Raw genomic sequence first — 24,106 nt, forward strand, 5'->3', positions numbered from 1 at the left:
TATTATATGATGATATTATGAAATATAGGTGGGGTTATGAATACTGAAATAAATGTTAAAGTAAATTATGTAGGATTTACAAGGCGTATTGTAGCAGAAATACTTGACCTCATCACATTTTCCCCTCATTTTATCTTCGGTTTTATCTATGGTGTATTCATCGTATCATTACAAGATCAAGATAAAGACTCTTTTCAGGAACTCGCACAACTAGCAACAGAAATACCATTTATAGTTTCTACAGTGGTCGCAACATTAGTACTAACAATATCCAAAATATTAATGGTAACAAAACTTGGTGGTACCCCAGGAAAACTATTGTGTGGTATGCATATTAAAGATGCTAATACATTTACAAATGTTACCCTTATGCAAGCAACAATAAGATGTATTTCTAAGGGAAGCATCTGGATTATTTTTCGCTTTTTGCTTCATCTGCATTATCATGGTTATACTTTTCTATATCTTTTAATTGTGCTAATTTTATTTTTGTTTGCAGTATTTGATCAACGCAAACAGACTTTTTACGATAAAATTGCAAAAACAGTAGTGATAGACTATAAATCTAGTTGATATTTTTCTTTATAGGTAGTACATGGATAAAAAAGTAAACTACTCAACGATGACAAGACGTACTCTAGCATTTATAGTTGATTGTATTTTATTTATCGCAATACCATTTGGTTTAATGGCGGTGGGTTTCTCACTTACACACGCAATAAAAGGGATCATGGGTGCAATAATTGTAATCACCACGATTGTATTTTCTTTATTTTTAATGATACCATGTATATTTCATATATTCATGCTAGTAAAATTTGGCGGCACTCCAGGACACTTGTTATTTAGCATGCGCGTAAAAGACAAAGATACATTTGAGTCAATCACTACAATGCAAGCAATGAAAAGGACTATAGCTCTTTTTATAATTTATTGCATATCACTTTGTAATCCCATTTTATTCTTAGCTATACTAATCTTAGTTTTAGTATGTGCAGTAGGTGATGAACATAAACAAGCTTTTCACGACAAAATTGCAAACACGGTAGTGATAGATTATAAACCTAGTTGATATTTTCCTTTAGCTGTCTGCCACCAAGGGTGTCATTCCAGTGTCACGCGCTAACTTAAGGTAAATTGCCAACTTAACTATAAATATATTTTGGTAAATCCAAATTATTTTAGCTATAAGAGCGTTTTACTTTTTGCTCAGCATATCCATCATAACTGGCTTACTTTTAGTGATTCATGGAGTTAAAAAAGTCAGCATTGCTCTTTGTTAAAAGTAGTTTGTCACGTAAAAATTCCATTGCTTCAACGGGTCCCATAGGATTGAGTATCCTACGCACCACCCATATTTTATTTAGTATAGCCTTATCAACTAATAGCTCTTCCTTCCTTGTTCCGGATTTTGTAATATCAATAGCTGGAAATATACGTTTATCAGAAAGTTTTCTATCAAGTATGATCTCAGCATTTCCTGTACCTTTAAACTCTTCAAAAATAACTTCATCCATTTTTGAACCAGTCTCTATAAGAGCTGTGGCGATTATAGTTAAAGAACCCCCATTCTCAATATTACGAGCTGCTCCAAAAAAGCGTTTTGGTCTCTGCAGTGCGTTTGAATCTACACCACCAGTTAGAACTTTCCCAGACGAAGGAATAACCGCATTATAAGCACGTGCAAGTCTAGTAATATTGTCAAGTAGAATTACCACATCTTTTTTATGCTCAACCATTCTTTTAGCTTTTTCTATTACTATTTCAGCAAGCTGTACGTGACGGTAAGCAGGCTCATCGAACGTAGAACTTACTACCTCACCTTTTACAGAACGTATCATATCTGTTACTTCTTCAGGTCTTTCATCTATAAGTAACACTATTAATTCTACTTCAGGGTGATTTATAGCTATAGAGTTAGCCATTTGCTGAAGCAATACAGTTTTTCCTGTGCGAGGTGGAGCAACTACTAACGCTCTTTGCCCTTTTCCAAGAGGAGCTACTATATCTATAGCACGCATGCTTAAGCCTTTTTTATCATCACCATTATTACACTCAAGTACTATGCTTTCCTCAGGATAAAGAGGAAGCAAATTATCAAAATGGACGTACTTTCTTAATTCACTTACTTCAGTAGAGTTTATACTTTGAACCTTAGTTAAAGTAAAATATCTCTCTTTATCACCAGGTGGCCTTATTTCTCCATATGCCATATCTCCTGTACGTAAATTAAACTTCTTTATTTGCCCGTTAGAAATATAAACATCATCGGTACTTGGGGCATAATTTGCACTTGCTGAACGTAAGAAACCAAAACCATCAGGCAATATTTCCACTATTCCACTCCCTGTGGTTATGCCTCCTTCTTCACTCATTTTTTTCATTAAGCTGAATATTATTTCCTGCTTTAGCATTCTACCATTGCTTTTACCGTTAGTTGAAATTTTTCTTTCTTCAGCTAACTCTAACAATTCTTCTGCTGTTTTCTCTTTTAATTCGCTCAGATCTAATGTTTTTCTGTTTTTCTCAGTACCTTCATTAACCATCTGTTTTACTGTATCGTTATTGTAAATTTGCTCACTTTTTTCAGGTTGAGCTGTAACCTTTCCTTTTGCCAAAACATCTTCATTGATTGTTGTCATAATCCTCCAAAAATTTTAATTGATGCTTACTAACCTAAAATGTGACTATAAGATAATAAATTAGGCTGAGCTAGTTTCAGTGCGTATTAAGCTTAATTATCATTAAACCCCGTACTTTACTTACATTATACTAATAAACACTAGCAAGTCAAGTTAATTTAATGTTAACAAAACACAAAAATTTGAGGATTTTCAATAGCTATTCTTTATATTTTTTTAACCTTTCTTGCTTCTCCTCTTCTACTTTTGCTTTTTCCACTTCTGCTTCTAAATTTTCTTGACTACATAAGCCGAGTAGTACAGGATCTTGGGGTTTTATATTTTGCATGTTATGATGAGATCCATCTCTTACCTGCTCAACTGTGTAATTTGTTGTACTAATTAATTTAGCTATAACGTTATCGTCCAAGATAGGAAATTTTTTTACTAAATAATAAATCGCATCAGGTTTATCTCTACGTCTTGCCGTAGAGGCAAAGCCAAGAATGCTACCAATCGCTTTACTCCTTTTTTTTATATTTTTTATAATCAAATTTGGTACACGATTTGGATTTTTTTTGCAATCATCGATTTCTTTTTCAGTAATTATTCCAGAAATAATAGGGTTATATTTTTCTACTTCTATTTCCTCATCAGCTATGTCTTGTACTTCTTCAAGGGCCAACCTGCAACATTGTGCTATTTGATTAAAAGTTAAACCAGTGTTGTCTACTAACCAAGCAGCTATTTGCACTAGAAACTGTTTATTTCTATCGTTATTGCCCTTAGAAGATTCCATTGACATCAAAAAAGCATCTCCCATTTAAAGTATCCCTTACTGTTATACAGAGCTAAAATATAAACTATTAAAACTAAAAAAGCATTAATTTTGTCATTCAATAACTTCTTGTTTGTCACTTCCCACCTCTTAAGTTAATTAAATGCGCTTACCTTTAAGCATATTTCAAACAAAATATTTCCCCTTCCTAAGGTATAGTATAACTCAGTTAAACATATGTTCCTATTTAAGATTAGAGAGTTAAATTTTAAGTTAATATATTGTAATATTATATATATTAGCTAATAAAGCAACAGGTTTACAAGCATTAAATTATCACTATTCTATAATTAATCATTAATTAACTGGGTTTAAAATGAATGTTAAAAATTTTTTCACTAAAGTAACCGTTGTCCTTTTAGCTTGCTTGTTAATCTTCATGGGAATTGGCAACCTTTTATCAGGTGATGATGAAAAAGAAGAGGTAGCTAGGGTTGGAAAAGAAGTTATAACGTCAGATGAGTATAAATCACTATATCAAAATTATGAAAAGCAAATTTCTGGATCTGATGCGAGTAGAGAACAAGTAAAAAAGCTGAAATATGATTTGCTTAACGCACTTATAGAGCAAAAACTATTGTTTAACCTAACTAGTGAGCTGGGGTTGACAGTTGGAGAAGAATCTATAAAAAACCATATTAAAAACACCAAATACTTTCAAAATGATAAAGGTGAATTTGACAAAAATAAATTCTATGAAACGCTAAATGACCTGCATATGACAGAGAAAGAGTATATAGCAAAGCTAGAGAAAGTCCTGCCTGCAATGATGTTCATGACTTCATTATTTAAAGATAATTATCCAGTAACTTTTGGCGAGAAAATTGATGAGCAGATATACAAAAGTCGCTACCAAACTAGAGTAGTTGATATTGTTAAAATAACTGAAGATGCAGTTACAAACATTCCTGAACCAGATGATCAAGCCTTACTTGATTTGTACGAAAGAAATAAATCCCATTTTTATTATCCTGAGTATCGAACTGCGCAATATATTTCCCTAGGCCAAAAGTATTTTGAAGATCAAATCAAGATCTCAGATGAAGAAGTTGATGGTATAATAGAACAACAAGAACTTAAAAATCAAAGAGATATATTCAATGCAATATTTTCTACCAAAGAAGAAGCTGAGACAGCAAGAAGAGCATTTGAGGAGGGTAAAACAAGCTTTGAACAGATAGTAGAAGAGTTTGGCAAAGCAAAACTTGAGGAAACTAGAGTAAATAATATAACTAAGGATTTTTTACCAGAAGACGTGAGAGAGAAGGTATTTGCTCTTAAAGTAGGTGAAGTAAGTGAAGTTTTAGCAAGCAGTTTTGGTTGGCACATAGTAAAAGTGGAAAGTGCGCATCAAATCTCTGATGAAGACTTAGTTGATTTAAAAAAAGACATAAAGTCAGTTCTAACTAACCAAAAGTCTTTTGAAAGAGTCAATGATTTCATAAACCAAGTGAACTATAAGATATACAATGGTTCAGAAATTGAAGAAATATTGAGTGAATATAATTTACCTATACAAACTATTGGTCCAGTAGATGCGAGTGGAAAAGATCAAAGCGGTAATAACGTAGGAGATTCTGGTGATTTGATTTCTTTCATTTTTTCGCGAGAAAAGGATCAGAAAGGTTATTTTAAGGGCGTTGGGGACGCTGTTGTTAGTGTAAAAATCGTCGATATCGTTCCACCCAAATTGCAAAGTTTTGAAGAAGGCAAGGCATTAGCGGTAGAGCTTTGGCGTAGTGAGTTTATAAAAGAAAGAATGTTTAAATTCGGGCAAGAGGTTGCAGTTCAACTAAGAGAAAAAACAGATTTGGAAGAAATTCAAGGTGTGGAATTAGTTAAAGGTCAGCAGATGCACCGCAATAAAGTGGATCAACAAAACTACCCCTTTTCTTTTGTAGAAGAGATTTTCAATATGAAAACAACTGGTTCAGTGACAGATCCTATTCAATACAATAATGAAATTATAATAGGTGTTCTAAAAGAAATGCATTCATCAAATGGCAAATTAAACATGCTTGACACCGGAAAACGTGTGATGATATCGCTAAAAGAGCAATTAATTAGCTATCTGGAATCAAAGTATAAAGTCGAAGTTAATCACGCTATACTTGATGATATATAATCAAAAATCTTATAAGTTGCTTCAAACGCATCCAGTGCCCAGACACACAACTGTACGAACATTGCGATTTGAGAGCAATCTTCACTAGAAAGGATGTCATCCCAGTGCCCAGACACTGGGATCCAGGAATTTTATTAAGTTGGTAAGCATAAAAGTAGCCGTTTTATGTTAAAATACAACGTTTTAATGATTAAAAAAAGGCTGGATTCCAGTTTCAAGCACTGGGATGACACCATTTGCTGTGCAATTTACCTTCACAAATGAATGTTCGTATAGCTGTACACCCGGCACTGCCCTACATTATTGGTAATTATATTATAAGGTGCAAAAGTTGTATAATTCATTTGACTTAAAACGGCTCATTGTATAAAATTGTGGCTAATATATGAATAAAGGTTAACATGGCAGTTAAAATAAGGTTGGCGAGGTTTGGCGCAAAGAAACGCCCTTTTTATAGGATAGTTGTAGCTGATTCACGAGCACCAAGAGATGGGCGTTTTATTGAGAAAATAGGACAATATGATCCAATGTTACCAAAAGACAATAAAAATCGTGTTGTGGTGAAAGCTGATAGATTAAAACATTGGCTAAGTGTAGGCGCGCAGGCAACTGAAAGAGTACTGTGGTTTATCAAAAAAGGCATAGTAACTTTAGAAACAGAACCAAAGAAAACAGAAAAGAAGAAAGTAGAGAACGAGAAAGCACAAGGGCAAGAGGCATAAGTCTCTTAAAATGCTAAATACTGATTTAACAAACAGCGATAAATTAGACGATATTGTATCTTCTGATTTGTCAGCTATGAATGACTTTGTCTTCAAAAATGTCAATGATGAAGATGCTAAGCTTGCTACTGATATTATATCTCATCTTGTTAGGTCAGGTGGAAAAAAAATAAGGCCTAAACTAGTTTTTATTATATGTAAAATGCTAAACTATTCTGGGGAGAATAGGATCAACGTTGCTGCATCGGTAGAGTTTATACACAATGCTACTTTACTTCATGATGATGTGCTCGATGAAAGTGAGGCACGCCATGGAGTTAAAACAGCGAATAAGATTTGGGGAAATAAATCAAGCATTTTAGTTGGTGATCTATTGTTGACTCTAGCATTTAGATGGCTTATAGAGTGTGGAAATTTAAATATTCTCTCTATTTTATCTAAAGCATCGCATTTACTTGTGAAGGGTGAAATAAAGCAGATGACAGCACGCTTTGACCCCCACACAGTCAGGGAAAATTATTTTGATATCATTGGAGAAAAGACAGCATCTTTATTTTCTGCATGCTGTGAAGCTGCATCAACAGTATCTGGTGCAACAAATGACGAAACAGAGAGGCTAAAGAATTTTGGTTTTAATTTTGGTATGGCATTTCAAATAGTTGATGATATGCTCGATTATACTGCTAATCAAGGCACTTCTGGAAAACAAGTCGGAAAAGACTTTTTCGAAGGTAAAGTCACCTTACCTGCTATTATAGCATACGAAAAGGGCAGTCCAGCAGAGCAAACATTCTGGGAAAAATGCTTTTCTTCAGCTAGACACAATTTTGACCAAGCATTACACTATATTAATCACCATAATGCCATTCAGCTTTCTATGGAAAAAGCTAGACACTACATTAATATGGCACAAAATGATATTAGTACTTTTTCTGATTCTTTTTATAAAACTACTTTAATTAACTTTTTAAATGCGAGCATAGAAAGACGAATGTAGCTGGCGCTTGATATTTTCAGATTAATTGTTATATATTTATTAGATTCTTAAGGGTAATGATATGTCAGATAGCAGTAAGGAGAAAAAGAAGAAGTTTGCTGATATGGTAAGTAGGCAGAAAGGTGACGACCAACAAAGTGATAACCATAAGCAAACTGATGATTTAAATGAAGATCTCAATACATTAAAAGAACGTGCAGTTCAGCTTGAAGATCATTTACGCCGTGCTGTTGCAGATAATGAAAACGTCAAACGTATAATGCAAAAGCAAATTAGCGATGCAAGTGACTACGCAGTCACAAAACTTGCACGTGATATGATCGACTCGTGCGACAATTTAAAAAGAGTAATGGAAATTTTGAAAGACGGTGATCCTGTTCATGAGGGGATTAAAGTAGCTTATCAAAAAATTATAAATGATCTAAAAAAACATGGAATAGAGGAAGTAGATCCACTTGGTGAGCTTTTTGATAGTAATTTACACCAAGCTGTTGTGGAAAGAGAAGACAATGAAAAAAAGCCTGGCACCATTGTAGAAGTACTACAAACTGGTTATACTATCAAAAATAGGTTGCTCCGTCCTGCAATGGTTATTCTTTCTAAGAAATCTGCTGATTGTGGAAGCGATTAGCATGAGGTAAATGTATAATGACAAGTATTGTCTTTTCCGGTATCCAGCCAAGTGGCGTACTACATTTAGGTAATTATCTTGGTGCAATCAAACAGTGGATAGACTTACAGGATAAATACAAATCTCTTTTTTGTATTGTCGACCTACACGCAATCACAGCAAATAAGCTTCCCGCAAGTGAATTAAAAAGTAATATTTTCAAAACAGCAGCAGCTTATATTGCATGCGGAATAGATCCAGAAAAGTCCATTATTTTTAGTCAGTCCACAGTTAGTGGTCATGCAGAACTGGGCTGGCTGCTTGGATGCTATACACCAATTGGTTGGCTTAATCGCATGACTCAATTTAAAGATAAAGCTGGCAGCGATAAACAAAAAGCCTCTCTTGGATTATATAGTTATCCAGTACTTATGGCTGCAGATATATTGTTGTATCAAACTAAATACGTTCCTGTTGGTGATGATCAAAAACAGCATTTGGAGCTTGCACGTGATATTGCATCAGCTTTTAACAATCATTATAAGCTGGATTATTTCATCGTACCTGAAATCTTAACTTTGGATTGCACATCAAGGATAATGAGCTTAAGGGATGGCACAAGCAAGATGAGTAAATCTGATCCTTCAGAACATTCGTGCATTAACCTTGATGATACGGATGACTTAATTGTCAAAAAAATAGAAAAAGCAAAAACAGATTCAATTCTAGGCTTTGCTACTTTAAAGTGCCGACCAGAAATAAGCAATTTGATAAACATTTATTCAGTGCTTAGTAATGTAAATGCGGAAAAAGTATGTGAAGAAGTGAACAAACATGACATGAAGCACTTCAAAAAAGAGTTAGCTGATTTAATTATCAGTGTTATATCACCCATACGTGAGAAAATGAATGATCTTTTAAAAGACCAATTCCATTTACATGAAATATTAAAAAAAGGCACAAAGAAAGCAGCAGAAATTGCAACCCATAATATAAAAGAAATCAAGGATATTATTGGATTTGCTCAATATCTGTAAGGTTCCAAAGTGTGATGGTGCGAACCGTCATACCGCCGCGGTATCTCAGCCGCTAACACGTAGCGGGATGACGGTTTTTCAAATTGTCGGTAAATCTAAGTCATACCAATTCCCATTACAGGGCAAACAGATGGACAATGATGGAAGAAAAGCCATACTGAAGTAAGTAAAATAGCGAGGTTTAAATGGCATTAAGATCAAAATTATTGGATGAAAAAGTAGTAGAATCAGCAAAAGAAATGCTGAAGAAAGTAATGAATAATGCATATGTTTCAAAAAAACTAAATGCTGTAATTGCAGCAAAAAAGTACAGTATAACGGCTGTAGCAAAAATATATTGCATTTCAAGAAGCGCACTAACTTCGTGGGTAAAACTCTTGAAAATTGGCAGAGAAGAAAAACTGTTTGCTCCTTCACAACGTCGTAGAAAAACTAAATTAAATCAGGCTCAACTACAGCAAATTGAAGAGTGGATAGAAGAAAATCCTAATATCACCATTAAAGAAATGAGAATAAGAATCCAGGAAAAGTTCGGATTAAATATCAGCAAATCTACAGTACACCGCCATATGCAAAAGATGAAATTCTCATATATTACACCAAGACCAGTTCATAATGGACAAGATAAAAGCAAACAAGAGGAATTCAAAAAAAAATCTCAATGGAGCTATTAGCAAGTATCCAGAAAAAGAGCTATTTTTCTTTGATGAATCACGGTTTGGCACACATTCAAAAGTTGGACATGGGTGGTTTAAAAAGGGGATTAGAGCACAGGTTAAAACAAAATTAGGTAGGCAAAATTTCTATCTCTATAGTGCAGTTAATCCTAGAAATGGAGAGAGTTCTAGCTTATTTGCACCAAATGTCAACACTGATTGCATGAACATATTTCTTGAGCAAATTTCGCAATATCTAGAAACACGAGAGGCTTTTCTCGTTATGGACTGTGCTAGTTGGCATAGGTCAAAAAATTTAAAGGTACCTAAAAATATCGACATTATATACCTACCTCCATACTCACCTGAGCTAAATCCTGTTGAGAGGCTTTGGTTATATATAAAACAGAACATTTTGCGCAATAAAATATACGATACAATTGCTCTACTTGAGGGTGCTTTGTGCAAATTTATTACTTCTCTTGCCAGCTCCACAATTAAACAACTCTGCAATGTTTCCTATTTGACTGGACAACAATGAGAATTGGTATCAGAGGTTGTCCGGAAACTAGTAAATTCAAGCATATTCCCTCTTTAACATAACCCTACTCATAGCTAGGTATATGAAATTCTCAGTGGATGTTGTGAGTAAATCATACTCCTTCGATAGCCTTCTATTCCTATTAACCCAAGCAAAAGTCCTTTCTACAACCCATCTTCTTGGCTGTACTTTAAACCCTTGTTCTCTTGTTGGTAGTAGCTCAGGTGGCGTATCTTTGTGCACCCAAAATCTACATGGAGGCCTTGTAACAATTTCAATATCTATGTCATATTCTTCCTTTATGTGATTCTTTGAATTTCTTCCTTGGTATCCCATGTCAGCCCACATTTTTTTAACTTTAGTATATTTTGTTCTCATATTGTTTAATGCTATTTTAATACCATCTCTATCATTTTCGTTAGCAGCGCCTACGTAACAACCTAGTATAAAACCCTGAGTGTCTGTAATTATATGCCTTTTTCTACCCTTTACTTTTTTTACTTCCATCATAGCCTTTGATCCCCCCTTTTCTGTAGTCTTTACAGATTGACTATCTACTATACAGGCACTCGGCTGCTCATTCCTTCCTATTTTTCTTCTACTATATTTTGTAATTTCATAATTCATTTTCTCAAAAATTCCCTGCTTCTTCCATTGCCTGAACTGCTCATACACAGTCTTCCATAGCGGAAAATCATTTGGTAAATACCGCCATTGACACCCTGTACGCAATACATAGAAAATTGCTTCTAATATTTCTCTTTTGCTATACTTTGGCGGCCTTCCTCCTTTCTTGTATGATACTCTGAAGTGTTTTTCTATTCTTGCCCATTCCCTTTCGCTTAGATCTGTTGGATACTTTTTTCTCATCTTTACCCCGTACTAAAATTTCAGATATTATAGCCTTTTACTTGTTTCCGGACAACCTCTTATACCAATTCCCATTACAGGGCAAACAGATGGACAATGATGGAAGAAAAGCCATACTGAAGTAAGTAAAATAGCGAGGTTTAAATGGCATTAAGATCAAAATTATTGGATGAAAAAGTAGTAGAATCAGCAAAAGAAATGCTGAAGAAAGTAAGGAATAATGCATATGTTTCAAAAAAACTAAATGCTGTAATTGCAGCAAAAAAGTACAGTATAACGGCTGTAGCAAAAATATATTGCATTTCAAGAAGCGCACTAACTTCGTGGGTAAAACTCTTGAAAATTGGCAGAGAAGAAAAACTGTTTGCTCCTTCACAACGTCGTAGAAAAACTAAATTAAATCAGGCTCAACTACAGCAAATTGAAGAGTGGATAGAAGAAAATCCTAATATCACCATTAAAGAAATGAGAATAAGAATCCAGGAAAAGTTCGGATTAAATATCAGCAAATCTACAGTACACCGCCATATGCAAAAGATGAAATTCTCATATATTACACCAAGACCAGTTCATAATGGACAAGATAAAAGCAAACAAGAGGAATTCAAAAAAAAATCTCAATGGAGCTATTAGCAAGTATCCAGAAAAAGAGCTATTTTTCTTTGATGAATCACGGTTTGGCACACATTCAAAAGTTGGACATGGGTGGTTTAAAAAGGGGATTAGAACACAGGTTAAAACAAAATTAGGTAGGCAAAATTTCTATCTCTATAGTGCAGTTAATCCTAGAAATGGAGAGAGTTCTAGCTTATTTGCACCAAATGTCAACACTGATTGCATGAACATATTTCTTGAGCAAATTTCGCAATATCTAGAAACACGAGAGGCTTTTCTCGTTATGGACTGTGCTAGTTGGCATAGGTCAAAAAATTTAAAGGTACCTAAAAATATCGACATTATATACCTACCTCCATACTCACCTGAGCTAAATCCTGTTGAGAGGCTTTGGTTATATATAAAACAGAACATTTTGCGCAATAAAATATACGATACAATTGCTCTACTTGAGGGTGCTTTGTGCAAATTTATTACTTCTCTTGCCAGCTTCACAACTAAACAACTCTGCAATGTTTCCTATTTGACTGGACAACAATGAGAATTGGTATTACTTCTTCTTTCCATCTTTTTATACCATTCTCACCATGTAATTTCATTAACTGAATAGCGGCATTTCTATCAAGCATATAATCCAATTTTGGATGCTCTGCTGCGTTGTTTTTCGGAGGAATTTTCGTTTTTATACCATATTGATTACACAGCTTATAGAGCTTTTCTCTGTCATATGCCCTATCTGCATATAGTACTTTTATGACATACTGAAAATCGACTTCTTTTAGCAAATCACAAGCTCCATAGTGATCAGAGTAGACACCGTTACTGTATTTTACAGCTATGGCTTTTTTGCTGTTTGTATTCAACATTACATGCAATTTTCTTGTCTGTTCATAGCTGCGATACTTTCTATCTTCGCTATTTTCTTTGCTATGACCAGGAGTGTTGTTGTATATACTAATTCCTGTACTGTCTATAGCAATTTCGATATCTTCCATATTATTTTCTGCAATCATTGATCTTAATATTGAGTTTCTTAAACCTTCTTGATGATTGTGAATAGCTGATAACTTGCAAATTTTTCCCAATTTGCTCAAGGTATCCTGCTATAAACCCAACTGTTTGCCTCAGGCCTATTCTAAATAAACAAGTTATTATGTGCACCAAAATTACAACTTTATCGCTATAAATATTGTTGCCACCTGGTATTTTTGGACCATTCTCGTACCACTTTTCTATGGCTTCGTTGATATAATGAAAAATATTTCCTCTTTTTTCTAGAAATTTGTTATATTCGCTATGGTTACTGACCCTCATTTTTTGTGGCATATTTTTTCTTTCAAGGTTAAATGGCTATTTTATAATGAATTTTGTCAGTAGCCACCAGATTTTTCAGTTGCTATGCAACAAAGCCATTCCAGTGTCAAGCACTGGAATGACACCATTTGCTGTGCAGTTTACCTTCAAAAATGGTATCCGTTCAGGAGAGTGGTTTAAGAAACAATAGATAGGAGATTTTGGAAAGGATTGAGACCCCTTTGTTTCCAAGTTAAGTATAATGAAATTATCCGCTCAAGGAATGTATTTCCCCGCTTTGATTGTGTAAAATATGAGTTTTTGCGATAAACGACATAATGCCGAATTTGCCGTTCAGCGTGGTTATTTGTCAGCGGAATATTTTCTGGGTCATCTAAAAATTTCCACATCATTCTTTCAGATCTCAGAACATTTTTTGCAACTCGAGAGGCTCCAATTGCTTCAGGTAAACGAGATATCTCCTTCAAGTAATACTTTGTACGTTTTCTTAATTTTCTGGCACGTCTGACAAACCTCAAAACATCTATCTCACTTTTTAGTAAAGCTTTTTTTAGTGCAAATAATTCAGTGGCCACGTTTCTCAAGTAACAACCCAGAACTTTAACTTCAATATTCCAACTATGTGCTAATCTTTCAAAATCTCTTGATAAATGTGCCCAACAGATTTGCCTGTTTTTATCGGCAAAATAATTCTATGCTGCATACCTGTCAGTTATTACCAAGCTATTGCGATTGCAGAATTTACTATTTTGTAAAACTTTCATTCCTCTTGACTCTGTAAATTTTACAAAACTTGCCGTATTGCTTGCAAACATCCAACACCAAGCGAGTTTACCTTTGTTATAATGGCTCGTTTCATCAATATGTAGAACTTTACTCCTACTTATCTCTTGTTCGATCTGCTCATACATTTTTTTGCATTTTGAAGCAACTCTATGTTCACTATTTGATATGCTACCGACGCTTATGTTCAAATTGAAGATATCATTTACGACACTCGCTATTTCGCGTTTTGAATTTTTGTAGAATCCGCTGAACGCTGCAATTATTGACTTAACCCTTGGACCAAATGTATCTGGCGTAACACCTTCCGGTAACTTGCTACTTCTTCTCTTTCCGCATCTCCGACAACGGCCATGTTCTAACTGATATTCCACTACATAAGGCTTGATTTCTGGAAGATCAACTTTCTGATGAATATATGGTTTTTCACATATTGCAATTTCTCCTCCGCATTCGCAAGTATTAGGCAACTCTATCTTTACTACTTTATCTGCATCCATGTTGGCGCGAAAACTTCCTTTATGACCAACCTGACCGCCAATATTCCTTTCGCTTTTCGGCTTATTCTTTTTTATTTTATACAACTCTTTGGAACTTGGTATTGATGAATTTTTTGAGCTTAAACCGAGTCTTTCTCTTAACTCAGCATTTTCTATCTTTAAAGCCTTATTTTCTGCTTTTAAACTTTCATTCTCTTTTTCCAATCTTTCTATTTTTGCTTCTAACCTTTCTATTTTTTGCTGTAAATTTTTGCAAAGTTCTAAAAGGTTTACCATATTATTTCACTTTTGCTCTATGATTATCTTTTTAGATCACCTTGTCTACCTTATTCTGCCACTCCGCTGAACGGATACAATTTCTTGGCTAGCAAGAAGCTGTAAATTTTTTTGCGAGACCTAAGCCGGCTTTTGATATAGCTAAAGGTAAGGTCACTTACTTTCTGCTTAGCATATCCATCAAATCAGATTCTTTGAGTTTACTATGGTCAACTTTACTGAACTTATTTACCATAGAGCTCATTTGATTATACTGCTTAATTAGAAGATTAATGTCAGTTACAGTTGTTCCGGACCCCTTAGAAATTCTAAGTCTTCTTTTGCCATTTAAAATATCTGGATTTTGCCTTTCTTTTTCAGTCATTGAGTTTATGATGGCTATATATTTTTTCACTTTATTGTCATCTGGCACACTGCTACTTAGCTTTTTTGTAAATGAACTAGGAATGAATTTCATTATGTTGCTAATGCCATCCATTTTACTCAGAGTTTTTAACATTCCCACTAGGTCGTTTAGGTCGAATTTACCTTTTTTCACTTTCTTTTGTAACTTATCAATTTCTTCCTGACCAACAATCTCAGCAGCTTTTTCAACCAATGATACAACATCCCCCATGCTAAGTATCCTTTTTGCAATTCTATCGGGATAAAAATCATCGAGGTCACTTAATTTTTCACCACAAGCAATAAATTTAATTGGACAATCGGCGATCATTTTCATAGAAAGAGCAGCACCACCACGTGCATCACCATCAACACGGGTGAGAATAATGCCGGTTACACCTATTACCTCATTGAATGATTTGGCAATGTTGACCGCATCCTGGCCTATCATTGCGTCGGCTACTAAAATAACTTCTGCAGGTGAAGCTATTTCCTTTACGGCTTTCAACTCATTCATCATATTATTGTCAATATGAAGCCTCCCTGCAGTGTCTAGTATTAATACATCATAATTATCGTTCTTTGCTATTGCTATTGCCCTTTTTGTAATTGTAATGGGCTTCTCATCTATTACTACAGGTAAAGTTTGCACATCTATTTGTTTACCTAGCACTTCAAGTTGTTTCTGGGCAGCAGGCCTATAAATGTCTAAAGAGGCAAGCATCACTTTTTTCTTTTGCTTTTTTAGTTTTAAAGCAAGCTTTCCTGAGGTAGTTGTTTTACCTGCACCTTGTAAGCCCACCATCATAATCACAGCAGGGGGTTTAACTGCTAGATTTAAGTCACTTTTCTCTGATCCGAGAACTGCAACTAAATTATCCTGTACAATTTTAATTATCATTTGTGCTGGAGAAACACTTTTTATGACTTTTTCCCCAATCACTTTATCTTTAATGTCGTTGATGAATTTTTTTGCAACTTCAAGTGAAACGTCAGCTTCAATTAAGGCTATGCGTATTTCACGCATGGCAAGATTAAAATCATCTTCAGAAATGATTGACTTTCCTCTCAGTTTACTAAATACAGAATTTAAACTTTCAGTTAACGATTTAAACATAATAGCATTAGTAGAATACTCATTAAAAAGAGAGAAGAAGCTGAAACAAAACTCACTGAGTTATAACCCAGCACTTCTTTAAGTTTAGTAATATTATTAAAGTATAAACCAGTAAGTGGATTAGTCAAGTTTTGCACTACGCTGGCAAACATTTCTCTAGTTTTAGAGACTAACTGATTGAACAGCAAGATAATATAGGGTATGAAAGCTCTAAAAATCCAATCAACATCCATTTTAAAATTTACTCTCGGGTAAAATAACTTGCGTAAAGGAATAAACAATAAAGTGGTACATAGTAATAAATTAAATTGCGACCAAATATTTTTTGTGTTGTACGCAAGATTAAAAATTGAAGGCTTATTGTAAATAGGTAAGTAAGGATTGCCAGCGATTACGCATATAAATGCTAAAATAATCATAGTCATTTTGCCTCCTCTCTCTGCTAAAGGTTTTGACTTACTTTTTGCAATAAATAAGTAATAAAGAAACTTTAGCCCCACGCTTAAATGAAGCAGCAAATTTAGAAGCTTATATAAATTTTTATACCCTTTTAAGGCAACAGTGTTCATTTCAATTTCAGCTGTGATATATGATTTACTGATAAATCCAACGGTTCCAGGAAATGCAGCCATTGTAAGTATTGCGATTATAGCACACATGCCTTCCACTGACATCAGTTTACCCACTCCATTAAAACTAATTGTTTTTGTTTGTGAAATAATCGAATTACTGACCACAAACAATAATGATTGATAAACAAGAGAGAAGATTATATGCAGTATCAAAATTGGTATTGCTTTTTCCGAAGGACTGAGCAAACTTCCTGCAATAATCAGCAAGCCCATTTGTCCTACAACGTTATAGCATAAAAATCTGCGAATATTTTGCTCAAGAGAAGCAAATATAATGCTGTAAATTGCAGTGATGGTGCCTACAAGCGCTAATATTTCAGTACAATCTTGCCATAGGTTATAAGTGTGTAAAAGCATCACTAAAAAAGAGACTTTAGTGGTAAATAAAGAGAGATATGTGGTGCCATGTAGCGATGCAGCAGGATATGCATCAACAACCCAAAACGAAAAAGGAAAACAAGCGCAGTTTATCAATAAACCCAAAATTATCAGGTTAGTGCTTTGAAGTGCCAATCCTGCTATTAATATAACTCCAACGAAAAAGTGTACACAAGCGTACCTTATTGCAGGTCCACTATCTCTACAGCTAGCTGCGATAATAAAAAATGCACTGATGGTCATTAATTCACAGAATATTATAACCAATATCATATGTTCAGATAAAACTGCATAAAGTGAACTAATAGTGTAAGCAGCAAAAGATAGCATCTCTGAAAAAGTCAAATTTTGTGCTGGTAGAACAGCTAAAAATGCAACTGATAAAAAAGATATTAGTATGGTACGAAAAGATAAATCAAAATCTAGAATTGGGAGAGACCAATTTACTGCAATGCTCAAATTTTCAGGTAATTTTAGGACTATAACTATTAATACAGTCAGTAGAAGTAACAGTGACGATTTATAAAGTTGCACAATAATTAAAACCAATATGGTTTATGCTATCTCAATATATGAATAAAATCAATTTGCATATTAACCACTAATTAAACTAATTATCATACAATTATATCAGAGTTTAGAGGGTTATAGAGAAACCGGTCAGATTAGGTTTTTAATCTAATCTGACCGATAGCTTTAATAGTGAGGTAAGCTTTAATATAGCACTCCTAATTCATAACGCTACACTCGTGCATAATTTATTTTTAATTTGTGCACGAGCGTTAGTAAATTATTTACTTTTTGAAATAAAATTTGGCATCACTTTAATATTGAGACTTAGTAAACCTCAGTAGGTCTGCCAGTTGGGCCCATAAGAATTATTTGCTCGCCTTCTCTTAAGTGTCTGCATAAATTAGTGGAGCCGCCGATTTCCAGCACAATAGTGGAAATAATTCCTTTTTTTTTGTCTACTTCAGTGCCGGTTACGGCTATACCTTCCATAGCAAGGTTTGTATTATTGGCTTTTCTGCCATTGGTTTCAAAATTTTGCAATCTAAAGAATTGCCCAGGCTTAAAATTCTTTGCCGCAAGTGGTGCTTTGATCACTATTTCCACAACTTTGTCTGTTAAATATTGAACTTTTATAACCTTTGCAGTGAATTGCTCTTTGATTCTATTAAATAATTCTTTATTAGCCAGGTCTTCAACACTTGACCACGCATTTTTTTTCTGGCCCACAACATCACACACTGGAATGACAGAAACGAAGCTATTAACTCCACTCAAAAGCTGAGAAATAATAGGGTAGCCGTTCTTAGCACTTGCCATAGCTTTCACGACGCTGCCACTATACGAAGGGTGAAGATCACCAAAAAAGCTGATTGTTTTATTGCCTTGCTTATACACTAATATTCTATCTTTATTTTGCATTTTAGGAGAAAATATTGGGTCTATTTCTTTTCCTGATGAATTCAAATGAGTAAAATACCCATTACTTAATTTAAAATGCTTTTTATCTTCTGTTGCAATAACTGTATTTGGCTCAGTACCTGCTGCTATAAAAATAGAACGTGCTTTTATACGTTTGATTTCGCCGGATTTTGTGTCTATCAGTTTTATTGATTCAGCATGGTTATATTTATCCGTCACAACTTCAACTGGCTCTAAGTTTTCAATAAAGTAAATCCCTTCTGACAGCCCATTTTGCACCTCTTCGCTATTTAATCGATAACTTGGTGAATCTTTTAGCTCTTTTCTATATATAACTTTCACTCCCCCGAGACTCTGCATCAACTCTAATATTTTTATTTCTCTATTCTCTTTTTTTGCTAACTTTTGCTTTTCTCGGATCAATTGTGCGTGTGATATAAACTCATTCGCAATTTCGCGCTCTTCTTCTGTCCAATCTTTTTCAACACAGTCCTTTCCATACTTATCAACTAATATCTCATAACGAAGAAGAAATTTTTCTACTTGAATTGGATAATACGCTAAAGCTTCAGTGGCAGTGTCAATCGCAGTAAGCCCAGCCCCTATTACAACTATCGGCATACGAACTTGCAGATTTGCTATAGAATCAAATTTAAGAGCGCCAGTCAGTTGTAACGACATAAGAAAGTCAGATGCCATACGCACTCCACGAGCTAGTATATTCTTTATTTTGATCATTCGTGGCTTGCCAGAGCCAAGTGCTAGGGCAATGTGATCAAAACCCGAGTTGAACGCGTCATCAACATTAATCGTGCCACCAAAACGAATGCCTCCATAAAGTGCGAAATGCTCACGTCTTTCCAGCAGTAATCTAATAATCTTTAAGTAATTCTTATCCCACCGAGAAGTAATACCATATTCTGCCACCCCACCAAACCCTCCTGCCGTGCGTTCACTCAATTTTTCGTGTTCAAAATCTTTAATTAGCTGGAAATTATCGATCAAAGGCTCAATTTTTAGTCCATCAATGGTGATAACGTTATGCCCATCGTTCAACAAATGATGAGCTAAATTAAAACCAGCAGGACCAAGGCCTACAATTAGAATGTTTTTTCCGGTGTTTTCTCTTGGCAATGAACGCTGAAAATTTAAAGGATTCCAACGGCTGAGCAGAGAATATATTTCAAATCCGTACGGTAAACTGAGCACATCATCCAGAATCCTTGTTTCAATTGCTGGCACATTTACGGGTTCTTGTTTTTGATATATGCACGAATTCATGCAGTCATTGCATATTCTGTGTCCAGTGGCTGCGCATAATGGGTTATCTATCATCACAATTGCAAGACTTGCTATGCTGTACCCTTCGCTTTTCACCAGATTCATTTCTGATATTTTCTGCTCTAGTGGGCAGCCGTGCAGTTCAACTTTTAGTGGAGATTGTTTAAAAGTATTGTCGTTATTAATTAGCCCCTTTGAGCAGCTGTCCTTACTTTGCTTATGACAAAATATGCAGTAGTGAGCATTATCTAGTGCTTTATTCAAACTCACCTTTTTGCTTGTTAGATCAAAACCGTATCGTCTTTTTACTTCATTTGAATACAGCACTTCAACTTTGTCCACTTCTTTTTTAGAAAATGGTATGAGGTTTTCGTGGTCGATTTTTTTATGAATACTGAATAATATACTCTGTTTATTTTTTACTCTCCACACTGCATATTGTGCTGCAAGTTCTATTTCTTCTTTGTGATTTTCTTTATCTTCAAACCAATGCATCACCTGCTCAGCAAAATTTTTTTCTGTTGTTGGCAAAGTGAGAAAATGACTTAGTTTGTTAGTAATATCTATATTCGCCACATTAGTGTATTTCTTCAATGCATAGCGTTGGACAAATAATCTTTTGCACTTATATATTACAGCAAAGTCGTTGTGCTTTTTCTTTAGCTCCTCTATTTCTTTTTCAACATTGAAAAGTTTTGCAATAAATTCATCAAGTAAATATGAGAGTTCTACTATTAACTGACTATCTGTCATCCAAGTAGCTGACCGTCCTTCTTGTTTTCTAGATCCCAGTGTCAAGCACTGGGATGACGGGGGGTGACACTGGGATGATGGGAGGTGACACTGGGATGACATCGAAGAAGAAGCTGCTTTTTCTCTTGCTTCAATTAATGAACAAAACAAGCTCTCATCACATGATTTAATATAATTCAAAAATGTCTCATCTAATTTTGTTAATCCATTGCGAGTATATAGATTCGAAAATGAGATTTTGAAATTCAGCTTCATTGCTATACTATAAAGTGTACATGCTGTTTCTTACAGATGAAGATTTTATTTATTTTGCAGTACTGCTGAGATTGTTGCTTCTGCAACTTTTTCTTCGCTAACAGATGCAATACACCTAAATTTGTGTACACCTAAACACACACTTTGAATGTTAGCTTGAAGAATCAATGTGTCCCCTGGAGTAACTGGCTTTCTGAATTTTGCATTTTCAATGGATCTCAAGTAAACAACTTTATTTTCTATTGTTTCTTTACCTAGAACACATATAGCAGATGCCTGAGCTAGAGATTCAATTATCAAGACTCCTGGCATTATTGGATGACCAGGGAAGTGGCCAATAAAAAATGGCTCATTGAAAGTCACATTTTTGATTGCTTTTATACTTTTACCAGGATCACACTCTATAACTCTATCTACTAAGAGAAACGGATAAGAATGTGGTAATATTTTTATAATATCACTGATATTAAATTGCATAAGCCTACTCAATGCCTTTCAAAGCAAATTCAGGTATTTTCTTGTTTATATTGTTTAATACCACATCTGATAAATCAACTTCATCCATGGAGTATAAAACTTGGTTCTTTTTTGAAATAAATAGTACCAAATCTATGTTGTTTTTTTCTGCCGTTTTTTTAGCGACTTCTTTTATCTTGTTAAAAACACTCTCTACTGCGTCTCTATAGCTTTCTTCTAAATGTAACATTTTTTTAGCGTAATTATCTCTAGTATTTACAGTGTGCTTATTAAACTGTTCTGTCTTTTCTTTTTTTGCTTCTTCTGACAAAAGTTCAAATTCTTCTTTTGATGGCTTAAGTTTTTCTAACTCACTTTCAAATTCTTGTTGTAATCTAGAATTCTGCTCCTTTATTTGTTGTTGTATATTTTGCAGAGCAAGAGATTCATTGATGACTTTGTCACTATCGATAATTGCAGCTTTTGTGTTCTGAGGTTGATATCCTACAAACTTATACCCCACAAATAAGGAAATAATTAAGGCAATAACTGATATAAATAACTGTATATATTTCATTCAAATCCCCGCTTCAATAGAAAATTTAACATTTGGTGATGGTATTATATCATAAGATTCCTTTACTAAAGGAAACCCGAAATCCAATCTAAGTCTACCAAAAGGAGAAAGCATTGAAAAGCCAAAACCTGGTGACACTCTCACAAGCTTGCTATCATAGTATTTCCCTTCATACTTCTTATTTTTATCATCTAAGCCAAAAAGTGTCGCATAGTCAACAAATAGTGAGCCTTTGATACCAGCATAGTCATATAGTTTTGGTAGAGGAAAATCCACTTGCTGTGTTAGATTAAAATAAGTTTTGCCTCCTAATGAGCTTTTATTTTTGTCTTCTGCTCTTGGTCCAATACCGGAAAGGTCAAACCCTCTAATCTCATTACCCCCTTTAAAAAAGTGCTGGCCAATGTTTAGATTTTCATCAGTATAAGAAAAAATATGACCTGCCGCCATCTTAAAGCGTAGCGTTATATCATCGTCAATTTTGCTTAATATAGGGTGCGTATAAAAAGATAAGAATTCAGATTTTAGGAAATTCACGTTTCCTCCCAATCCTGAAATATCCTGACTTAAGCGCAGTAAATACCCTTCTTTTGGAGCATATAGATTATCCAGTTTATTATATGCCAACGTGTATCCCACTGATGAAATCTGATGTTTACCTTTTCGGTCCAGTATTATTTCAGAGATATCGGTGTCTTGTCCACCCTTATTATCCATGTGTATATGATTATACTTATAAGAATAGCGAAGGGAATTAGTTAAGTTCTCTGTGACTTTATATGATAACTTTGTAAAAAATCCCATATCGCAACTATCAAAAGTAGTGTTTGGTTTATCTTGTTTTTCATAAAATACACCCATGCCTAGTGACGTATCAGAATCGTTAAAATTATTTTCAACAAACTCTAAATCAGTAGAAAATACGTATTGACTTTTTTCAAGAGCAAAAGAGAGCTCTTTTCCAGTACCAAATAAATTACGGTCTTTGAGGTCAATTTTAATCAATGCTCCACCAGGAAGAGACACACCGCCTCCCAAATACAACGAAGTAGTGTTTTTTTCTTTAACATTTAAGTCAAGATTTACTGTATTGTCATTAACTGCGTAACTATTTACTTTCACTGTTTCAAAAAAATCACTACTCATTAGTTTTTTACGTGACTTTTGAATCTCAGATATATTGTATGCATCACCTTCTGCTACACTTAGCTTACTTCTGATCACTTTATCTAAAGTGCGATCGTTACCATCAATTGTAATTTGATTTATATAAATCTTTTTACCCGGCAGCACTCTGTAGGTTACATCTACAACGTTGTCACGTTGTGCATACTCTGGATTAACTTTTGCAAATATGTATCCTTTTTCATTTAAATATTTGTTTATTTTTTCTACTGTATTATTAATTTTAACTCTATTAAATATCTTATCGTTTTCCTCTGTTATAAAATCCAATATTTCTTCTTTTAGGCTCAAATCCTGAATTTCAGTTTCAATATTAACCTCATTATTTCCAAACAAATACTGCTGTCCTTCGTCAATCAAAAAAGTTAACTCTGTTTGATTGTTATTATCAACCTCAACAATTGGTTGAATATTATTTTGAATATATCCCTTAGACGAATAAAAACGATCGAGCAATTCTGTGTTAATCAATAGATATTGCGGTGAATAATGATTTTCGCCTTTAAAAATGGCTCTAAATAACTTACTAAATATGTCATTACTATGTCTTTTAATAACTTGCTCTAGCTCATTTTCAGAAAAGTTTTTATTGCCTATAAATCTTATATCCTTAATTTTAGAGGTTTTGCCTTCTTTTATTTTGAAAATTAGATTGACCCTATGACTATCGAGCTTCTCCAACTCATATTCAATTTTAACGCCAACCTTACCGTTATTTCTATAAGTAGTGATTAAATTCATTAAATCGTTTTGCAATTTTGTTTCAGTGAAAATAGTTAGCGATTTTGACTGAATCACATTATTTAGTAACTCTTTGCTATTAAATAACTTATTACCCTTTAATATTATCTTGTTAATTAGTGGATTTTCTTGAATTTTTATTACTAAATTTTTTTTATCATCTATGTAAGCATTAACACTAGCAAATAACTTTGTTTTATATAGATCTTTTATAATTGAGTCTATATCATCGTCGTTTATATAATCACCAGATTTTAGTTTTATATAGAACCCTATTGTCTGGTTGCTTACCCTCTCATTACCAATACATTTGACATCTTTCGCCTGCACTTTTTCCGCAGTTCCTAAAGCAACAAGCAGGGCAGGAAAAGAAATAAAAACCACTACCAGTATATAAAATAGCTTTTTCAT

The 24,106-nt window shown here is 34.2% G+C and carries 20 protein-coding genes and 1 pseudogene; 9 read left to right on the forward strand and 12 right to left on the reverse strand.

Going from position 1 to position 24,106, the window contains the following annotated elements:
* Positions 1-36 precede the first annotated feature (36 nt).
* Both ABWU31_RS00675 and ABWU31_RS00680 read left to right on the forward strand, forming a co-directional pair.
* Complete coding sequence (locus ABWU31_RS00675) at positions 37-573, forward strand: RDD family protein (RefSeq protein WP_353271249.1); 537 nt, start codon at positions 37-39, stop codon at positions 571-573.
* 22 nt (positions 574-595) lie between these two features.
* Positions 596-1,072, forward strand: a complete 477-nt coding sequence (locus ABWU31_RS00680; protein ID WP_338482511.1) for an RDD family protein — start codon at positions 596-598, stop codon at positions 1,070-1,072.
* A gap of 166 nt (positions 1,073-1,238) precedes the next feature.
* On the opposite strand, the gene rho is transcribed toward ABWU31_RS00680, so the two are convergent.
* Positions 1,239-2,642 (reverse strand): transcription termination factor Rho, encoded by a 1,404-nt coding sequence (gene rho / locus ABWU31_RS00685; protein ID WP_007549497.1) that lies wholly within the window; start codon positions 2,640-2,642, stop codon positions 1,239-1,241.
* Between the two features lie 199 nt (positions 2,643-2,841).
* Positions 2,842-3,444: a cell cycle transcriptional regulator TrcR gene (locus ABWU31_RS00690; protein WP_006279803.1), complete on the reverse strand. Its 603-nt coding sequence runs from the start codon at positions 3,442-3,444 to the stop codon at positions 2,842-2,844.
* Positions 3,445-3,775: 331 nt separating this feature from the next.
* Here ABWU31_RS00690 and ABWU31_RS00695 point away from each other — a divergent pair, with 331 nt between their 5' ends.
* From ABWU31_RS00695 to ABWU31_RS00720, 6 genes are all read left to right on the forward strand, one after another.
* Positions 3,776-5,584, forward strand: a complete 1,809-nt coding sequence (locus ABWU31_RS00695; protein ID WP_236514542.1) for a peptidylprolyl isomerase — start codon at positions 3,776-3,778, stop codon at positions 5,582-5,584.
* 401 nt (positions 5,585-5,985) lie between these two features.
* Positions 5,986-6,306, forward strand: a complete 321-nt coding sequence (rpsP, locus tag ABWU31_RS00700) for a 30S ribosomal protein S16 (RefSeq protein WP_006279266.1) — start codon at positions 5,986-5,988, stop codon at positions 6,304-6,306.
* 10 nt (positions 6,307-6,316) lie between these two features.
* The gene (locus ABWU31_RS00705; RefSeq protein ID WP_182320705.1) at positions 6,317-7,303 is read left to right on the forward strand and encodes a polyprenyl synthetase family protein; all 987 of its coding nucleotides are present in this window, start codon (positions 6,317-6,319) and stop codon (positions 7,301-7,303) included.
* A gap of 61 nt (positions 7,304-7,364) precedes the next feature.
* Entirely contained in the window at positions 7,365-7,934 is a 570-nt protein-coding gene (locus ABWU31_RS00710) for a nucleotide exchange factor GrpE (protein ID WP_012673267.1), read from the forward strand.
* Between the two features lie 17 nt (positions 7,935-7,951).
* The gene (trpS, locus tag ABWU31_RS00715) at positions 7,952-8,950 is read left to right on the forward strand and encodes a tryptophan--tRNA ligase (RefSeq protein ID WP_182320709.1); all 999 of its coding nucleotides are present in this window, start codon (positions 7,952-7,954) and stop codon (positions 8,948-8,950) included.
* A 185-nt stretch (positions 8,951-9,135) separates the two neighbouring features.
* Positions 9,136-10,147 (forward strand): IS630 family transposase gene (locus tag ABWU31_RS00720; RefSeq protein WP_353271209.1). Its coding sequence is split into 2 segments (ribosomal slippage): positions 9,136-9,597 and positions 9,599-10,147, totalling 1,011 coding nucleotides; the frame shifts between segments, so codons are not numbered across the junction.
* A gap of 36 nt (positions 10,148-10,183) precedes the next feature.
* Here the strand turns inward: ABWU31_RS00720 and ABWU31_RS00725 are convergent.
* Positions 10,184-11,017 carry an IS5-like element ISWpi1 family transposase gene (locus ABWU31_RS00725; RefSeq protein ID WP_353271068.1) on the reverse strand — a complete coding sequence of 278 codons (834 nt, stop codon included), beginning with the start codon at positions 11,015-11,017 and terminating at the stop codon, positions 10,184-10,186.
* 144 nt (positions 11,018-11,161) lie between these two features.
* Here ABWU31_RS00725 and ABWU31_RS00730 point away from each other — a divergent pair.
* A protein-coding gene (locus tag ABWU31_RS00730; protein WP_353271112.1) for an IS630 family transposase occupies positions 11,162-12,173 on the forward strand; the annotation gives its coding sequence in 2 pieces (ribosomal slippage) (positions 11,162-11,623 and positions 11,625-12,173; 1,011 coding nt in all).
* Here ABWU31_RS00730 and ABWU31_RS00735 read toward each other — a convergent pair.
* From ABWU31_RS00735 to bamA, 9 genes and pseudogenes are all read right to left on the reverse strand, one after another.
* On the reverse strand, positions 12,130-12,645 hold the full coding sequence (locus tag ABWU31_RS00735; RefSeq protein WP_353271250.1) for a transposase: 516 nt from the start codon (positions 12,643-12,645) through the stop codon (positions 12,130-12,132). The genes ABWU31_RS00730 and ABWU31_RS00735 overlap by 44 nt on opposite strands.
* Positions 12,629-12,958 carry a transposase gene (locus tag ABWU31_RS00740; RefSeq protein ID WP_007548762.1) on the reverse strand — a complete coding sequence of 110 codons (330 nt, stop codon included), beginning with the start codon at positions 12,956-12,958 and terminating at the stop codon, positions 12,629-12,631. The genes ABWU31_RS00735 and ABWU31_RS00740 overlap by 17 nt, the downstream gene beginning before the upstream one ends.
* Positions 12,959-13,122: 164 nt before the next feature.
* Positions 13,123-14,505 (reverse strand): annotated as a pseudogene (locus ABWU31_RS00745) (IS66-like element ISWen3 family transposase).
* A gap of 157 nt (positions 14,506-14,662) precedes the next feature.
* Positions 14,663-16,006: a signal recognition particle protein gene (ffh, locus tag ABWU31_RS00750; protein WP_095742798.1), complete on the reverse strand. Its 1,344-nt coding sequence runs from the start codon at positions 16,004-16,006 to the stop codon at positions 14,663-14,665.
* Entirely contained in the window at positions 15,991-17,550 is a 1,560-nt protein-coding gene (locus ABWU31_RS00755; RefSeq protein ID WP_236514983.1) for a proton-conducting transporter membrane subunit, read from the reverse strand. The genes ffh and ABWU31_RS00755 overlap by 16 nt, the downstream gene beginning before the upstream one ends.
* A gap of 303 nt (positions 17,551-17,853) precedes the next feature.
* The gene (locus tag ABWU31_RS00760; RefSeq protein WP_353271251.1) at positions 17,854-20,736 is read right to left on the reverse strand and encodes an FAD-dependent oxidoreductase; all 2,883 of its coding nucleotides are present in this window, start codon (positions 20,734-20,736) and stop codon (positions 17,854-17,856) included.
* A gap of 45 nt (positions 20,737-20,781) precedes the next feature.
* On the reverse strand, positions 20,782-21,213 hold the full coding sequence (gene fabZ, locus ABWU31_RS00765; RefSeq protein WP_006279640.1) for a 3-hydroxyacyl-ACP dehydratase FabZ: 432 nt from the start codon (positions 21,211-21,213) through the stop codon (positions 20,782-20,784).
* Between the two features lie 4 nt (positions 21,214-21,217).
* Positions 21,218-21,769 (reverse strand): OmpH family outer membrane protein, encoded by a 552-nt coding sequence (locus ABWU31_RS00770; protein WP_077188197.1) that lies wholly within the window; start codon positions 21,767-21,769, stop codon positions 21,218-21,220.
* Positions 21,770-24,106: an outer membrane protein assembly factor BamA gene (bamA, locus tag ABWU31_RS00775; protein ID WP_353271252.1), complete on the reverse strand. Its 2,337-nt coding sequence runs from the start codon at positions 24,104-24,106 to the stop codon at positions 21,770-21,772.

It is taken from the genome of Wolbachia endosymbiont (group A) of Alloplasta piceator, assembly GCF_964028505.1.
Classification (GTDB): domain Bacteria; phylum Pseudomonadota; class Alphaproteobacteria; order Rickettsiales; family Anaplasmataceae; genus Wolbachia; species Wolbachia pipientis.

What these genes read in the sequence shown, in the direction of transcription:
- ABWU31_RS00710 (WP_012673267.1), top strand. Translation starts at nt 7,365, where the DNA reads ATGTCAGATAGCAGTAAGGAGAAAAAGAAGAAGTTTGCTGATATGGTA.
- ABWU31_RS00680 (WP_338482511.1), top strand. Translation starts at nt 596, where the DNA reads ATGGATAAAAAAGTAAACTACTCAACGATGACAAGACGTACTCTAGCA.
- rho (WP_007549497.1), bottom strand. Translation starts at nt 2,642, where the DNA reads ATGACAACAATCAATGAAGATGTTTTGGCAAAAGGAAAGGTTACAGCT.
- ABWU31_RS00770 (WP_077188197.1), bottom strand. Translation starts at nt 21,769, where the DNA reads ATGAAATATATACAGTTATTTATATCAGTTATTGCCTTAATTATTTCC.
- rpsP (WP_006279266.1), top strand. Translation starts at nt 5,986, where the DNA reads ATGGCAGTTAAAATAAGGTTGGCGAGGTTTGGCGCAAAGAAACGCCCT.
- ABWU31_RS00735 (WP_353271250.1), bottom strand. Translation starts at nt 12,645, where the DNA reads ATGATTGCAGAAAATAATATGGAAGATATCGAAATTGCTATAGACAGT.
- bamA (WP_353271252.1), bottom strand. Translation starts at nt 24,106, where the DNA reads ATGAAAAAGCTATTTTATATACTGGTAGTGGTTTTTATTTCTTTTCCT.
- ABWU31_RS00675 (WP_353271249.1), top strand. Translation starts at nt 37, where the DNA reads ATGAATACTGAAATAAATGTTAAAGTAAATTATGTAGGATTTACAAGG.
- fabZ (WP_006279640.1), bottom strand. Translation starts at nt 21,213, where the DNA reads ATGCAATTTAATATCAGTGATATTATAAAAATATTACCACATTCTTAT.
- ABWU31_RS00695 (WP_236514542.1), top strand. Translation starts at nt 3,776, where the DNA reads ATGAATGTTAAAAATTTTTTCACTAAAGTAACCGTTGTCCTTTTAGCT.
- ffh (WP_095742798.1), bottom strand. Translation starts at nt 16,006, where the DNA reads ATGTTTAAATCGTTAACTGAAAGTTTAAATTCTGTATTTAGTAAACTG.
- ABWU31_RS00760 (WP_353271251.1), bottom strand. Translation starts at nt 20,736, where the DNA reads ATGAAGCTGAATTTCAAAATCTCATTTTCGAATCTATATACTCGCAAT.
- trpS (WP_182320709.1), top strand. Translation starts at nt 7,952, where the DNA reads ATGACAAGTATTGTCTTTTCCGGTATCCAGCCAAGTGGCGTACTACAT.
- ABWU31_RS00740 (WP_007548762.1), bottom strand. Translation starts at nt 12,958, where the DNA reads ATGCCACAAAAAATGAGGGTCAGTAACCATAGCGAATATAACAAATTT.
- ABWU31_RS00725 (WP_353271068.1), bottom strand. Translation starts at nt 11,017, where the DNA reads ATGAGAAAAAAGTATCCAACAGATCTAAGCGAAAGGGAATGGGCAAGA.
- ABWU31_RS00705 (WP_182320705.1), top strand. Translation starts at nt 6,317, where the DNA reads ATGCTAAATACTGATTTAACAAACAGCGATAAATTAGACGATATTGTA.
- ABWU31_RS00690 (WP_006279803.1), bottom strand. Translation starts at nt 3,444, where the DNA reads ATGGGAGATGCTTTTTTGATGTCAATGGAATCTTCTAAGGGCAATAAC.